Origin of the sequence: Neptuniibacter sp. PT8_73 (genome assembly GCF_047778045.1) — a bacterium.
Classification (GTDB): domain Bacteria; phylum Pseudomonadota; class Gammaproteobacteria; order Pseudomonadales; family Balneatricaceae; genus Neptuniibacter.
Map to the genome: position 1 here is coordinate 2,696,284 of NZ_CP180545.1, position 13,444 is coordinate 2,709,727.

Annotated in this window: 11 protein-coding genes, 1 tRNA gene and 3 other RNA genes; 4 read left to right on the forward strand and 11 right to left on the reverse strand. The window is 44.1% G+C overall.

Going from position 1 to position 13,444, the window contains the following annotated elements:
* Window positions 1-16 precede the first annotated feature (16 nt).
* Window positions 17-1,450, reverse strand: coding sequence for an aldehyde dehydrogenase family protein (locus ACMXYN_RS12095; protein WP_415892040.1), 1,434 nt, complete (start codon window positions 1,448-1,450; stop codon window positions 17-19).
* A gap of 94 nt (window positions 1,451-1,544) precedes the next feature.
* A complete protein-coding gene (locus ACMXYN_RS12100) occupies window positions 1,545-2,252 on the reverse strand; it encodes a DUF445 domain-containing protein (protein WP_415892041.1) in 708 nt (235 codons plus the stop codon).
* Between the two features lie 311 nt (window positions 2,253-2,563).
* Here ACMXYN_RS12100 and ACMXYN_RS12105 point away from each other — a divergent pair, with 311 nt between their 5' ends.
* Window positions 2,564-2,716, forward strand: coding sequence for a DUF2986 domain-containing protein (locus ACMXYN_RS12105; RefSeq protein ID WP_415892042.1), 153 nt, complete (start codon window positions 2,564-2,566; stop codon window positions 2,714-2,716).
* A 9-nt stretch (window positions 2,717-2,725) separates the two neighbouring features.
* Here the strand turns inward: ACMXYN_RS12105 and ACMXYN_RS12110 are convergent, their stop codons facing one another.
* Window positions 2,726-4,303: an NADPH oxidase family protein gene (locus ACMXYN_RS12110; RefSeq protein ID WP_415892043.1), complete on the reverse strand. Its 1,578-nt coding sequence runs from the start codon at window positions 4,301-4,303 to the stop codon at window positions 2,726-2,728.
* A 69-nt stretch (window positions 4,304-4,372) separates the two neighbouring features.
* A complete protein-coding gene (locus ACMXYN_RS12115; protein WP_415892044.1) occupies window positions 4,373-5,413 on the reverse strand; it encodes an ethylbenzene dehydrogenase-related protein in 1,041 nt (346 codons plus the stop codon).
* 212 nt (window positions 5,414-5,625) lie between these two features.
* On the opposite strand from ACMXYN_RS12115, the gene ACMXYN_RS12120 reads away from it, so the two are divergent.
* The gene (locus ACMXYN_RS12120) at window positions 5,626-6,033 is read left to right on the forward strand and encodes a S24 family peptidase (protein ID WP_415892045.1); all 408 of its coding nucleotides are present in this window, start codon (window positions 5,626-5,628) and stop codon (window positions 6,031-6,033) included.
* 1 nt (window position 6,034) lies between these two features.
* Window positions 6,035-7,294 carry a Y-family DNA polymerase gene (locus tag ACMXYN_RS12125; RefSeq protein WP_415892046.1) on the forward strand — a complete coding sequence of 420 codons (1,260 nt, stop codon included), beginning with the start codon at window positions 6,035-6,037 and terminating at the stop codon, window positions 7,292-7,294.
* Between the two features lie 198 nt (window positions 7,295-7,492).
* On the opposite strand, the gene ACMXYN_RS12130 is transcribed toward ACMXYN_RS12125, so the two are convergent.
* The 4 genes from ACMXYN_RS12130 to ACMXYN_RS12145 all read right to left on the reverse strand — a co-directional run bounded on the left by ACMXYN_RS12130 (window position 7,493) and on the right by ACMXYN_RS12145 (window position 8,069).
* A non-coding RNA gene (locus tag ACMXYN_RS12130) (RtT sRNA) lies at window positions 7,493-7,614 on the reverse strand.
* 42 nt (window positions 7,615-7,656) lie between these two features.
* A non-coding RNA gene (locus ACMXYN_RS12135) (RtT sRNA) lies at window positions 7,657-7,777 on the reverse strand.
* Between the two features lie 41 nt (window positions 7,778-7,818).
* Window positions 7,819-7,939: non-coding RNA, RtT sRNA (locus ACMXYN_RS12140), on the reverse strand.
* A gap of 42 nt (window positions 7,940-7,981) precedes the next feature.
* Window positions 7,982-8,069 (reverse strand) — tRNA-Ser (locus ACMXYN_RS12145).
* A gap of 226 nt (window positions 8,070-8,295) precedes the next feature.
* Between ACMXYN_RS12145 and ACMXYN_RS12150 the strand changes: the two genes are divergently transcribed.
* Entirely contained in the window at window positions 8,296-9,543 is a 1,248-nt protein-coding gene (locus ACMXYN_RS12150) for a GGDEF domain-containing protein (protein WP_415892047.1), read from the forward strand.
* 68 nt (window positions 9,544-9,611) lie between these two features.
* On the opposite strand, the gene ftsZ is transcribed toward ACMXYN_RS12150, so the two are convergent.
* The 3 genes from ftsZ to ACMXYN_RS12165 all read right to left on the reverse strand — a co-directional run bounded on the left by ftsZ (window position 9,612) and on the right by ACMXYN_RS12165 (window position 13,429).
* Window positions 9,612-10,832, reverse strand: a complete 1,221-nt coding sequence (gene ftsZ, locus ACMXYN_RS12155; protein ID WP_415888695.1) for a cell division protein FtsZ — start codon at window positions 10,830-10,832, stop codon at window positions 9,612-9,614.
* Between the two features lie 81 nt (window positions 10,833-10,913).
* Window positions 10,914-12,155 (reverse strand): cell division protein FtsA, encoded by a 1,242-nt coding sequence (gene ftsA / locus ACMXYN_RS12160; RefSeq protein ID WP_415881770.1) that lies wholly within the window; start codon window positions 12,153-12,155, stop codon window positions 10,914-10,916.
* Window positions 12,156-12,808: 653 nt separating this feature from the next.
* A complete protein-coding gene (locus ACMXYN_RS12165; RefSeq protein WP_415892048.1) occupies window positions 12,809-13,429 on the reverse strand; it encodes a gamma-glutamylcyclotransferase in 621 nt (206 codons plus the stop codon).
* Window positions 13,430-13,444: the final 15 nt, after the last annotated feature.

The following is a 13,444-nucleotide window of genomic DNA, read 5'->3' on the forward strand; positions in this document are numbered from 1 at the left end:
GCTCTCGACAATCCAATTACGAAACAGATAGATCCCCTAAGATAGCCTTCGTTTCCATAAACTCTTCGATGCCGTACAGCCCCCACTCTCGACCGTTGCCCGATTGCTTATAACCACCAAATGGCGCTTTGATATCAACCGGCGCACCATTGAGATGAACCATACCGGTTCTCATTTGAGCTGCTATTGCTTTTGCTCGCGCCAAATCACTTGAGTAGACACCACCGGAAAGGCCATAAATACTGTCATTGGCGATTGCTACCGCCTCTTCTTCAGAGCGATAAGTCATGATGCTAACCACCGGACCAAATATCTCTTCTTGAGCAATGGTCATATCAGGCGTAACGCCTGAAAATACCGTCGGCTTTACATAACAGCCTAATAAGCAGCCTTCAGGCAAACCTACACCACCAGCAACAAGTTCAGCACCCTCGTCCACGCCCTTCTGAATTAGAGCTTGTACGCGCTGCCATTGTAATTCTGATACCACTGGGCCCATCGCAGTTTCTTCTGATTGAGGATCACCAACAAGTATTGAATCCGCAGTTTTCTTGGCGATCTCGATGGTCTCATTCAAACGTGACTCTGGGACTAATAAGCGTGTTTGAGCATTACAAGACTGGCCCGAGTTCCCCATTACCGCTCTGACACAACGAGAAATAACTTTAGAAAAATCAGCGTCGTCCAAAACAATAGCAGCGGACTTACCACCTAATTCTAAAGAGACCTTTTTTAAGTTTGCAGCTGCAGCAATAGAGACTTGCTTGCCTGCTTCTGTAGATCCCGTAAATGAGATCATATCAATCTTAGGGTGAGCACTCAGCGCAGCACCTACAGCTGGTCCTGTACCATCAATTAAATTGAATACGCCCGAAGGAACTCCAGCTGCATGCATAATGTCTGCAAAGATATGCGCTGTGCGCGGGGCGATCTCACTAGGTTTTAGTACAACTGTACAACCTGCTGCAATAGCTGGAGCAACTTTGCAGGTAATTTGATTTAACGGCCAATTCCAAGGCGTAATAAGACCGCAAACACCAATCGGCTCTTTAACTATACGGGTCGAGCCAATGACCTCAGTGAAATCATGCTTTTTAAGCAGACTTAAAGCCGCCTTAAAATGCCCTAGCCCAGCAGGTACTTGGGCTTGGCGCGATAAACCTAATGGCGCGCCCATCTCTTCAGTAGTCGCCTCGACAAGTGCTTCGGCACGCTTCTCATATTCAGTAATAATACGTTGTAATAGCGCGGCTCTTTCTTCTTTGGAGGTTTGCGAGAAAGATGGAAAGGCAGCAACAGCCGCATCAACCGCTAGATCAACATCATCACTGTTGCCAAGGCTAATTTGAGAGACAACCTCATTGGTCGCCGGATTAAAAACATCCAAGACTTCATTGCCAGATGATTTAATCCATTCACCATTAATATAGAATTTTTTCAGGTCATTCATATCTCGCTATCCTTTCTACCATCTCTCAAACATAGACTATTCATGCCGAAGCAGGCACAAAAAAAGCCGCATTTGCGGCTTTCTTATTAGTGTATTACACACCGACAATCGCTGCGATAAAACCGATCAAACCACCGAAAACACCACCCCAAACAACCAGCCAACCTAAATGTTCGCGAATCATCTGCTGCACAATCTCTTTGACCAAACTAGGTGTCATTTCATCTAATCGCTGCTGAACAATGACTTCAACCTTTTCCTGCATCTCAGCCATAACATCAGGGCTTTCAAGCTCGTCCTTTAATAGAGTGATAAAATTTTCATCACGTGTCATCTCTTCAATTGAGCTTTTCATCTTTTCCACAAAAGGCTCTCTTAAAGGCTCAAGCGCATCGGTACCACCCACCATGGCAAGCATGCCCCCAAATGGAGAGTTTTGGATAACCTCAATAAGCGAATCAAAGGTAGGAGCGAAATCGACTTTTTCAATTACTGGCGCTAAATGTAGATCAGGCTGTTTGCCATTATCAGCACTTAAAAAACGCTCAATATTCTCTTCAGTAAAAAACTGCTCCATCATTAAAGTTTTGATGCCGCGCTTAAAATCTTGGAAACGCGCAGGGATCACACCAGAACCATACAACCCTGGAACTTTCTCAAACAACATATGTACCGCCAACCAGTTGGTTAACGCACCAGATAGAGCAAACAAGCCAACGGTCAGCAACACACGATCATCTGTAATAAGACCCGCCGCAAATGCAATAAAGGCAAGCAGATTCGTTAGAAGGCTTTTATTCATCGGTATTCATCTCAAGAAATATTTTTTGGCGATCATATAGGGCTAAGGAGCGGTTTTAAAGAACTAAAACCTTAGATCACTTACAGCATGATGCCAGTTTTACATTAAGAGTGGGATCTGAAATTGCTGTATCATTATGTGTAGCACTAGGGAACCTACGAATAAGTCCCATACTTTCTCAGTGGGTTATAAAACGACCAAATACACGAAAGCCAGCGCAGTGAAATGTCTAGACCTTTTCAAGTTGGCTAACATTATTGAAGTCATTTTCAGTTATAATCACTGTGATTTTTACGTAACCGAGCTAAAGCATGAACCGCAAGAAAAAAATTAAGCAGATCCACACTAAGCGAATAAAACAAGCCAAGGCTAAATTAGCGCCAAAAAACAACAAACCGCGCTACATATCTAAAGCAGATAGAGCAAAGCTTGAAGAAACCTCGGAGACTCCCTCAGAGGTTTAAACTTTTACGCTAGAAGCTCTCTTTAAATACATGCCAACGGTAACGACGGAAACTCTTACCCGCTTCAGCCATCATCGCTTTAGGCCCACAAAGATAGCAATCACCGACATCAGCAGTGGAAAATGCTTCTGCCAAAGTAGTCCAACAGGGCCGACCGATCTTAATATCCACCCCGCTTAAACCTTCTAGCCATTTAGGTAATTCCGCATTTTCACCTTGGGTTATATAAATACAGATCTCAGATCGTTCTTTTTCTAACAGCACAGACTTAAGCCACTCAAGGCGATCCATATCTTTCACCACCCAGATCAGCTGAGTATTCGCACAGTATTCTGCATTAAGCCAATGCCAATAAGGTGTGATGCCTATCCCCCCTGCAATCAAAAGACGCTTTTTGCTATGACGACTTTGGCTCGCAGGAGAAGAATAAGGCCCCCTCAAGGACAATATACACTCGACATAATCACCAAGCGCCATAAGTTTGTGTGTCCAATCCCCCGCCACATTAATTTTAAGGGTTAACAAACCTTCCTCATAACTGACAATAGAGAACGCATGCCATTCTGTCTTACTCACCTCTGGAATTCGGACTTTGACATAATCGCCTGCATGTATTGCTTGCTTGAAATTAGCACTTACCACTAGCTTAATCGTTTGCTCATCCAATCGTTTCAGTTCACCCTTACAATAATGCTGAGCTGATAAACGCTGCACACTCCAGTCCCAAAGCAGCAATACCCCAACTGGAGCCAGCCAATACCACTGCGGCACATGAAGTAATAACAAAGGCAGTGACCAATAACCTAATCGATGCAAGGATTCAAAGTGGTGGTAAACCCGCTTACGCATCACAGGAATAGAGGTCACACCAATCAATATAAATAGTAAAAATAACAGTAAGCCGGTGGCATTAATCCTAAATTGCCGAGACTGGACGCCGGAATAACTTAAACTTACCACTTCGTCATAAGTCACAAGCGGCAAGGATTGAATAGCATAAGTTTGAGTTGACGTTGTACTGTGACATTTAGTGCAATCATCTTTCATGATCGGACGAATCTGCTCATGAAACATCGCTTCGGTACGACCTGCTTTCACCCACTGATCAACAACATCGATCGACTCATCTTCAGTGACAAACTCATACATCGTGCTCCGCATAGATCGCACGAGATCTGATTCTGTTCCTAACAACGCATCAGTGAATGGAATATCCAGCGTAGTGTAATACTGCAGTTGGCTAGCGCCATGCCCCAAGGTAAAGATAACCAACAGATAACCTATCCATCGGTGCAAGCGCTTTTCATTTAAAATTTGATAACGTGCCCAACGACTAGAACGTGCCCTTCTGAGCAAACTATTTAAAACAGGAAGCCACAATAAACAGAGGAAAACGAGTAACACTGCAGCGCAGGAATGACTTATACGTAACCAAATATTGGTGGTCTCGTTCGACTCATACTCAAAGCCTTCTACAAATTCGTACCCTACCAAAGGAATCACTGCGACAAGCAGCACAGTAGAAAGCAAAAATGCTGGGCGATGCAGTCTAGAAAACAACATCTCTATAAAACGGGAGATAAGCATAGGAAGATCTATTCAGCAGGCTGAACGAACTGGTTTTACTCAAACCAGCTCGCTCAACCCTATTCTGACTTACTTAGAGAAGTTCAGGCGTAGCGCCTTTTTATGGAAGATGTGATTGATTTGGGCGTTATCAAAAACCGTCACACCAAATAGATATTGCTTACCAAGATCAGAAAACTGTACATCCTGAACTTTGGACTTTGGATGTTCAGTTACTAACTTACGCTTGATCTCCAATGTCCAGAAGCCATCTTTCCACTCACCCCTAGCCTGTAGATCTCCACGTGAACCTTCAGCAGCTTGTGCCACAATACCGCCGATTACAGCGCCTGGCTCAAAATTATCGACAAACGGAACTTTGTTATCAGACATGACCCAGTATTTTGCTAGCGGATCTGCTTTTGCAGGCATCCAAGCAGGCGCTGTTTTATCTTTGTTTATATTATTTTTGTAACCACCACCTGTTTTCTCATCACTGTTGCGTCCCCACCCCTTATTTTCATTACGGAAATGGTTCACGTACTGATCGTCAACTTGATAAACCGGGTTACTACGCGCACTCTTCCAGTGCCAAATATCGATTGTCTCATCAGGAGAGCGAGTGAAATGACGGCCTGCAGAGGTATCTTTAATATCATCAACCATGCCATCTTCAGCTACGTGACAAGAACGATCACAGCCTTTTTTCGCAAAACCTTTTTCAGAAATATTCCAAAAGAATGCGAACTTATCTTCATAATAAGTATTACCGTGACCAGTAGAATCTAAGTTCTTAAGCTGTTTCCAGCTGCCATCTTCCTGTTTCACCCACGGGAAGCGCTCCAAGCTCAGCGTTGGATCGTTCCAACGTACGTGCATGTATAAGTATTCATCGTCATACATCGCACGTAATTCAACATCGCTTTCTTTAATCCCCTCATACCCGTTGTTTGGCTCATAAGGCAGCTCATCAACTGTAACGTGCAGCGGCTCAGTAATATTCCAAGCGTCTTCCGTCAATCCATCAATGGTTACAGCCCCCTGAATTCGCTTAGCCATCAAGGTGTTATCAGCAGCATAGACCCCATGACTGAACATAGCAGCCATTGTTATTAGCGTGATTTTTTTCACTTTTTATTACTCTTCCATAAATACAAATACAAATGAGAATGCTTATTATATTAAATATAAATTTAATTTAAACGTTTGTTTGACTGTATTTAAGGGTTTTATTTATTAGCAACACACCTCTCTGACTAAAAAAGATCTGATCAACAACCGGAACTGGCACACCCAGCGATCTACTGATAATATAAATACTGTATATATAACCAGTATTTATTATGTTGCGCTTTATTCCTATCTACTCCAGCGCCGGTATCAGTGGTTTTGAATCACCTGCAGCTGAATATACCGAGCTAGCACTTTCACTCGATCAGTTACTCATTGATCACCCCCATGCAACCTACCTAGGCTTTGTTGAAGGCGGCTCTATGCGTGGTGTGGGGATATTCCCAAATGATCTACTTGTCGTTTCGCGAGCCGAAACAGTAAAGGAAGGCGATGTAATCGTCGCCACATTAAATGGCAACTTCGTCTGTAAAATCGCCAGTATCAAAGAGAGAAAACTTCTCTCCTCTGCTCCTGGCCATAAACCCTATCAACTGTGCGAACAGGATGAATTTTCTATCGAGGGGGTGGTTACACGTTCTATTCGATTATTTCGCCCATTAAAGAAGGGACTTAATTAGGATGTACGCCCTGATTGATGCTTCCGGAATGTATGCCTCATGCGAGAAAATATTTGACCCCACAATCCGAAAGCGCCCTGTTGTCGTCCTTAGTAATAATGACGGCTGTATTGTCGCAACCTGCCCTATCGCAAAAAAAATGGGTATCCCTAAATTTGGCCCTTATTTCAAAATCAAAGACCAACTAGACAGAGCAGGCGTAGTTGCTAAATCCAGCAACTACGAACTTTATGCCGATATATCTTCACGCATGATGGAACTCTGCGCCTCTTTTGCTCCAGAACAACACGTCTACTCTATAGATGAATGCTTTTTACGCTTTGACCACTACATACCACCTGAAGGCTGGTATGAGCTGGGTATGAAAATCAGAAGGAAGGTATGGAAGGAGGTAAGGCTCCCCGTAGGCGTAGGCTTTGGCCCAACCCCAACCTTAGCAAAAGCAGCTAATCACGCGAGTAAAAAACTACCTGGCTTCAGCGGTGTCGCCGTCATCGATAACGATCAAATCAGAAAGCAGATTCTGCAGCAAATGGAAATTAGGGATGTTTGGGGAGTAGGACGACGTATAGGTGAGCGACTAAACCTTCTCGGCGTCAAAACAGCTTGGCAGCTAGCACAAACGAAACCCGCGTTGATGAAAAAGCACTTCTCCATCTTAATCGCTAATACAGCAGAAGAACTCAACGGTTTAACAAGAATAAGCTGGGACGATGTTCGCTCACCCAAAAAACAGATTTACTCCACACGCTCTTTTGGGCAACGCATCACAGGACTCACCGATCTAAAACAGGCACTTGCTACACACGCAACCATCGCCGCGCAAAAGCTTAGAGCCCAAGAGAGTGCTACCAGCAATATCATTGTTTTTGCACACAACTCTATCCACGATAAGGAATCATTTTTTAAACGCTCTGCATTCCACCAATTTGCCACCCCCACCTGCGATACTGCAGTCATAGTGAAAGTAACAAGCCAACTGGCTGAGCAGATATACCAAGCAGGAATTAGATACTACAAAGCAGGTATAGGCCTTTTAGAAATCTCTACAGCAACCCCCTATCAGCCAGATATCTTTACCCCTTGCGCTGACCAGCCTGAACTTATGAGATGCCTAGATCAAATCAATTCAAAATACGGTCGAGATACCCTCCATTTAGCCCGCCAAGGTATTCAACAGAACTTTAAAATGAAACGAGAGCTTCTATCTCCCAGATACACTACGCGAATAGAAGATATTCCGGTGATTGGATGCGAGTGAATTTTAGATACAAAAAGCCCCGCGTTAAGCGAGGCTTTTTCGTTTTTAATAGATGGCGGTCAGGGAGGGATTATTTCACCCCTTCGGGGCCGTGGTCGCAAGCTCCCACGTTGTCTCGCTACGCTCGGGTTCTCATCCCTCTAAACTGTAGATACAAAAAAGCCCCGCGGTTAAGCGAGGCTTTTTCGTTTTAATAGATGGCGGTCAGGGAGGGATTATTCCACCCCTTCGGGGCCGTGGTCGCAGGCTCCCACGTTGTCTCGCTACGCTCGGCTCAAACCCTCTTCTCGGGTTCCCATCCCTCTAAACTGTAGATACAAAAAAGCCCCGCGGTTAAGCGAGGCTCTTTTGTTTTTAATAGATGGCGGTCAGGGAGGGATTATTCCACCCCTTCGAGGCGTGGTCGCAGGCTCCCACGTTGTCTCGCTACGCTCGGCTCAAACCCTCTTCTCGGGTTCTCATCCCTCTAAACTGTAGATACAAAAAAGCCCCGCGGTTAAGCGAGGCTTTTTCGTTTTAATAGATGGCGGTCAGGGAGGGATTATTCCACCCCTTCGGGGCGTGGTCGCAGGCTCCCACGTTGTCTCGCTACGCTCGGCTCAAACCCTCTTCTCGGGTTCTCATCCCTCTAAACTGTAGATACAAAAAAGCCCCGCGGTTAAGCGAGGCTCTTTTGTTTTTAATAGATGGCGGTCAGGGAGGGATTCGAACCCTCGATACGTTTCCGTATACACACTTTCCAGGCGTGCTCCTTCGGCCACTCGGACACCTGACCATCCTGCAATTAGTGGAGCTGATATGCTCAACACCAACGCGGCGCGAATTGTATCACAGCACTGACTGACCGCAAGCAGTTTGGTTAAAAAAGGTAAACAATTTCAGTAATTCATACTACAAATATCAAAGGATCAATAAATAGCCTAGTTTTATTGGTTGTACACTGAACAACCGTGAGTAAACTAAACGCTCAAAAATAAAAAATTATAAATATAAAATCTAACATGCGGCCCATAACTGACCTTAAAAGCACACTATTCAACTCCCTCTATCGAGCTGCTTTGATTAGCTGCTTATTTGCAGCCATGATCGTATTTGCATTGATCTTTCTTTCTATCGAAAAGGATCTTCGGCAAGAGGGTCAATACCTTGGACAGTTAGTATTTAAAGATCTACGCCAAGCGATGAACCAAGGCACAAGCTATGAGGAAGTTAATCGGCTCATTGATTCAATTAATGAGGACGCTCCCGATATCACCTATAGCATGTATCGCGGAGCAGCCGTTCAGAAACAGTTCGGAGGTGATCGAGCAATCACCAAAGAAATAAGCCAGCTGTTAGGCAGCAAACAGGATGCAACTCAGATCGAATCGTTGGATAAGATCCATTATTACCATGCCTTCAGATTCAAACAAGAATGCCTAGCCTGTCATACGGAAGCAAAACTAGGTGATATAGCCGGCGTGTTGGACGTGACCTTTCCCGCACACAGAGTCCGCCTTCCTGTAAGCGAAGTTCTGATGGGTTTATTCTTAGTCTTCTCTATTACCGTTATCTCTTCCTACCTCTTTATCTCTCGCGATCTTTTTGCACATATAGTTCAACCACTAAAACGTTTAGAGAGCAAGCTGAGGGATACTGAAGGCCACCACAACCTAAATGAAAAACTAGCGCTCGATTCCGAGCTAGAAGAGATCAATAGCATTGAGCACTCTTTTAACTCGCAACAAGCATTATTACAGACTGCATTTCAACAAGTGGAAGAACTATCTATCTACGATAAGTTAACGGGAACTTACAGCCGGCATCAGTTAGAGCGATTACTCGATGAAGAGAGATCTAGAGCTGATCGCCAGAATCGGCCTTTAACCATCAGCATGATTGATATGAATGGCTTTAAGCAGATCAATGATGTGTTTGGCCATCATGCCGGCGATTGCATACTGATTCACTTCTGCCAGATTCTATCCGAAAACCTGCGCACGACAGACAAGGTCATTCGCTATGGTGGAGATGAGTTCATCATCCTGTTACCAGACAGTTCGCAGGATGTAGCAAGTGAGCTTATTCAACGCATAGAAGAGATCGCGCACAGCAGCCCTTATCACTATAAAGGTCAAGGTATCATCGCGAAATTCAGCTATGGCAGCGTGGAATACCCAAGCGAGTCTGATACTGATGAAGCAAAAGATCTATTACAGATTGCAGATGAAAGAATGTATTCCGACAAACAACGTAGAAAACAGAAATAGCAGGAATAAAAAAGGCCCGGTTATAGAAAACCGGGCCAAGTAATACCTGGAAGGTATAAGATGTTTAATTAGTCAGCTTGACGACGCAGGAATGCAGGAATATCTAGGAATTCCATGTCGTCAGTACCAGTCTTCTGCATAACTGGCTGTTCAGATTCTACTTCGCGGTGAATCTCTACTGGTTGAGCACGTTCTTTTGGCTGGGAATCACGAGCAGTTCGCATTACTGCTGGCAACTCTAACTGATCGAAATCAGACGCAGCGCCCGCAGCCGTTGCAACAGCAGAAGCACGACCTGTGCCTGTATTAACAACTTCTACATGCTGCTGCTCAGCTCGCCCCAAGCCTGTTGCAACCACTGTTACTGTAAGCTCGTCAGTAAGCTCAGGATCAATAACAGTACCTACAACGATAGTGGCGTTCTCGGAAGCATACTCTTCAACGATGTTACCCACTTCCGAGAACTCGCCTAAGCTCAGATCAAGACCAGCGGTGATATTTACCAAAATACCACTCGCCCCCTTCAGGTCTACGTCTTCTAGCAAAGGACTATTAATCGCAGCTTCCGTCGCTTCAGTCGCACGGTCTTCGCCACGGCCACTACCGCTACCCATCATCGCCATGCCCATTTCAGACATAACGGTGCGTACATCCGCAAAGTCGACGTTGATCATACCCGGACGGATAATCAGATCAGCGATACCTTGCACCGCGCCTTTCAATACATCGTTACATGTATTGAAAGCATTAATCAGACTGGTGTTCTTACCCAGTACTGGAAGTAACTTCTCATTAGGAATGATGATCAATGAATCAACATTCTCTTTAAGTTCCTGTATACCTTCGTCCGCAATTTTAAGGCGCTTACGACCTTCAAATGAAAACGGCTTAGTTACTACAGCAACGGTTAAAATACCTAGGCTACGCGCAACTTCAGCTACAATTGGCGCTGCACCAGTACCTGTACCACCGCCCATACCAGCTGTGATAAATACCATGTCCGCACCATCTAGCATTTCAGCTAAACGCTCACGATCTTCAAGTGCAGCCTGACGGCCAACTTCTGGGTTTGCACCCGCACCAAGACCTTTAGTTAATTCGCCACCGATCTGGATAACTGTTTTAGAATGCATGTTATCCAAAGCTTGGGCATCAGTGTTTGCACAGATGAACTCAACACCATCTACTGCAGAGCTAACCATGTGTTGAACAGCGTTACCGCCGCCACCGCCGACACCTACAACTTTAATTACGGCGCTTTGAGGAATGCTATCCGCTAACTCAAACATACCGATCTCCTTCCAGATTATGCGCTTTTATAATTGAACAGCGCTTAGTTATTTTCTATTCCGATTAGCCTTTGACTGGTATCAGAAATTGCCCTGAAACCACGTCTTCATCTTGCTTAGTACGCTTGCTTGTTCGACCAGTTCGATCTCTGCAACTTCAGGTTGTGCAGGCTCGCCGCCCTGATCTTCATGCGCGTACTGCAGTAACCCGATACTTGTTGCAAAAATTGGGTTACCTAAAATATCTTCCATTCCTCGAACACCATGCGGTGATGCCAGACGAACTGGCATGTGGAAAATTTCCTCTGCTAACTCAACCGCACCTTCCATTTTGGAAGTACCGCCAGTTAACACAATGCCTGCCGCAACCAGATCTTCAAAACCGCTGCGACGCAACTCTGCTTGTACTAAATTGAAAAGCTCTTCATAACGCGGCTCAACAACTTCAGCAAGCGCCTGACGCGACAATGTGCGCGCTGGACGATCACCAACACCAGGTACCATAATGGTTTCATCAGGGCCTGCTAGCTGCGCTAAAGCACAAGCATATTTAATCTTTATCTCTTCCGCGTGCTGCATAGGTGTGCGTAAAGCCATCGCTATGTCATTAGTCACCTGATCACCCGCAATAGGGATCACAGCGGTATGACGAATCGCACCACCTGTAAAGATCGAAATATCAGAAGTACCACCACCGATATCGACCATACAAACGCCGAGTTCTTTTTCATCTTCAGTCAAAACAGAGTAACTGGATGCAACTTGCTCCAGCACTAAGTTATCAACCTCTAAACCACAACGACGTACACACTTCTCGATATTCTGAGCGGCATTCACCGAACCTGTGACTAGGTGAACTTTGGCTTCTAAACGTACGCCCGACATGCCTAGTGGTTCACGAATACCTTCGGAATTATCGATTTCATATTCTTGCGGCAAGATATGCAGAATCTTCTGATCAGCAGGAATCGCTACTGCACGGGCAGCATCTATTACGCGATCAAGATCGTAATCTGTTACTTCACGGTCACGAACAGCCACAATACCGTGAGAGTTAAGGCTATTAATATGACTACCGGCGATACCTGCTGTTACAGAGTGAACTTTGCACCCTGCCATTAACTCAGCTTCTTCAACTGCTCGCTGGATAGAACTCACTGTTGATTCAATATTCACGACCACGCCCTTCTTCAGGCCGCGAGACGGATGTGAACCAATACCAACAATATCGATTGAGCCGTCGATATTGATCTCTCCCACAAGGCAAACCACCTTGGAAGTCCCAATATCTAGCGCAACGATCATATTAGAGTGAGCAGTCATATATTCAGTGCCAACAATATTATTTCAAGCAACCTTAATTTTACTTATAACTAAAAACAAACCAACCTTTTTTCGATGAATTTTTTTAAATTCTGAAAGTTTATTTGCCCGTAAAATCAATTCGTAAAAAAACACTATCTTTTCTTATCGGCACCTTGCGGAAATTGTTGAGAAAATTTTTTCTATAAATTTCAAACAACTACGCTCCCTCACTCCTGCATCAGGCTCGATTTTTTTAAATATAATCAACCGTTTCAATAGGTTAAAAAAACAACAAAAATCAAAATTTAATTTTGATTAATTAGCTATAAATCAAAATTTAATATTGATTATTAATAAAAATATCAAAATTAGATTTTGAATAATCATATAAAATCAATATTAAATTTTGACAATTTACAAACAAATCAAAATCCATTTATGATTATCTCTCCATTAATTAATGCTCATTAAACAACCAATAAACTTGTGCAAATCTGTATGAATTTTGTTCAACGCACTCAAGTTGGCCTCAAAAAAGCAATTATTTCTTGATGGTATAAGGCGGATATTCAAACCCAGAAAACAAGCTCAAAACTGGACTCTGTAGAGAGCCCTAGAAAGCACAAAGAGGATAAAACTAAGAAAGGGGCAAACAGCTCAGAAAGAGCTTTTTAGTAATGATAGGCGCTATCGATATCACGCCAATTTGAACCGCTGCTATCTAAATAGGTACGAATGGTCGTTTCACCATCTGCAAGGTAGCTACTGTCGAGAAAGTTATTCAAAACAGCCTCTCCCTGTGACGCTGCCGCCTTTAAACAGAAGGACAGATAACGAGGGAATGGCAGAATATCGTTTCGCCATAGGTTACCAGCATAAAACTGCCCTACACGCTCATGATATTCTTGCTCGCTGCGGCATTTACTATAGCGGTAGTGCTGATCACTTGAGCCTGTACACATCAACCCTGTCGAGCGTTGACCATCAGCAAAGGTTTCAACTTCCACCCAGTTAAATCGATGTTCGCGTTCGAATAGCGCTTCATACTCTGCTTGAGTACATTCAAACTGGCTGCAAATAATTTCACAATCGGATGCAGGTAAAGTCGAGCAGGAGGCTAACTGTAAAGAGTCAGGATCAGCCTTATGCCGACTGATAAACACCACACCAACTTTATTGAAGATACGTTTGTAACCCGGAACAGTTACGATCCTGAAGTTCGTTAGGCCAGGAATGGTTTCCCTTGCAGAGGCTTCAGATAGTAGAGAGCCATATCCAACAATACTTATCATATAGCTCTCCTATCA

Coding starts and splice junctions, on each gene's coding strand:
- ACMXYN_RS12095 (WP_415892040.1), bottom strand. CDS start 1,450: ATGAATGACCTGAAAAAATTCTATATTAATGGTGAATGGATTAAATCA.
- ACMXYN_RS12100 (WP_415892041.1), bottom strand. CDS start 2,252: ATGAATAAAAGCCTTCTAACGAATCTGCTTGCCTTTATTGCATTTGCG.
- ACMXYN_RS12105 (WP_415892042.1), top strand. CDS start 2,564: ATGAACCGCAAGAAAAAAATTAAGCAGATCCACACTAAGCGAATAAAA.
- ACMXYN_RS12110 (WP_415892043.1), bottom strand. CDS start 4,303: ATGCTTATCTCCCGTTTTATAGAGATGTTGTTTTCTAGACTGCATCGC.
- ACMXYN_RS12120 (WP_415892045.1), top strand. CDS start 5,626: ATGTTGCGCTTTATTCCTATCTACTCCAGCGCCGGTATCAGTGGTTTT.
- ACMXYN_RS12125 (WP_415892046.1), top strand. CDS start 6,035: ATGTACGCCCTGATTGATGCTTCCGGAATGTATGCCTCATGCGAGAAA.
- ACMXYN_RS12150 (WP_415892047.1), top strand. CDS start 8,296: ATGCGGCCCATAACTGACCTTAAAAGCACACTATTCAACTCCCTCTAT.
- ftsZ (WP_415888695.1), bottom strand. CDS start 10,832: ATGTTTGAGTTAGCGGATAGCATTCCTCAAAGCGCCGTAATTAAAGTT.
- ftsA (WP_415881770.1), bottom strand. CDS start 12,155: ATGACTGCTCACTCTAATATGATCGTTGCGCTAGATATTGGGACTTCC.
- ACMXYN_RS12165 (WP_415892048.1), bottom strand. CDS start 13,429: ATGATAAGTATTGTTGGATATGGCTCTCTACTATCTGAAGCCTCTGCA.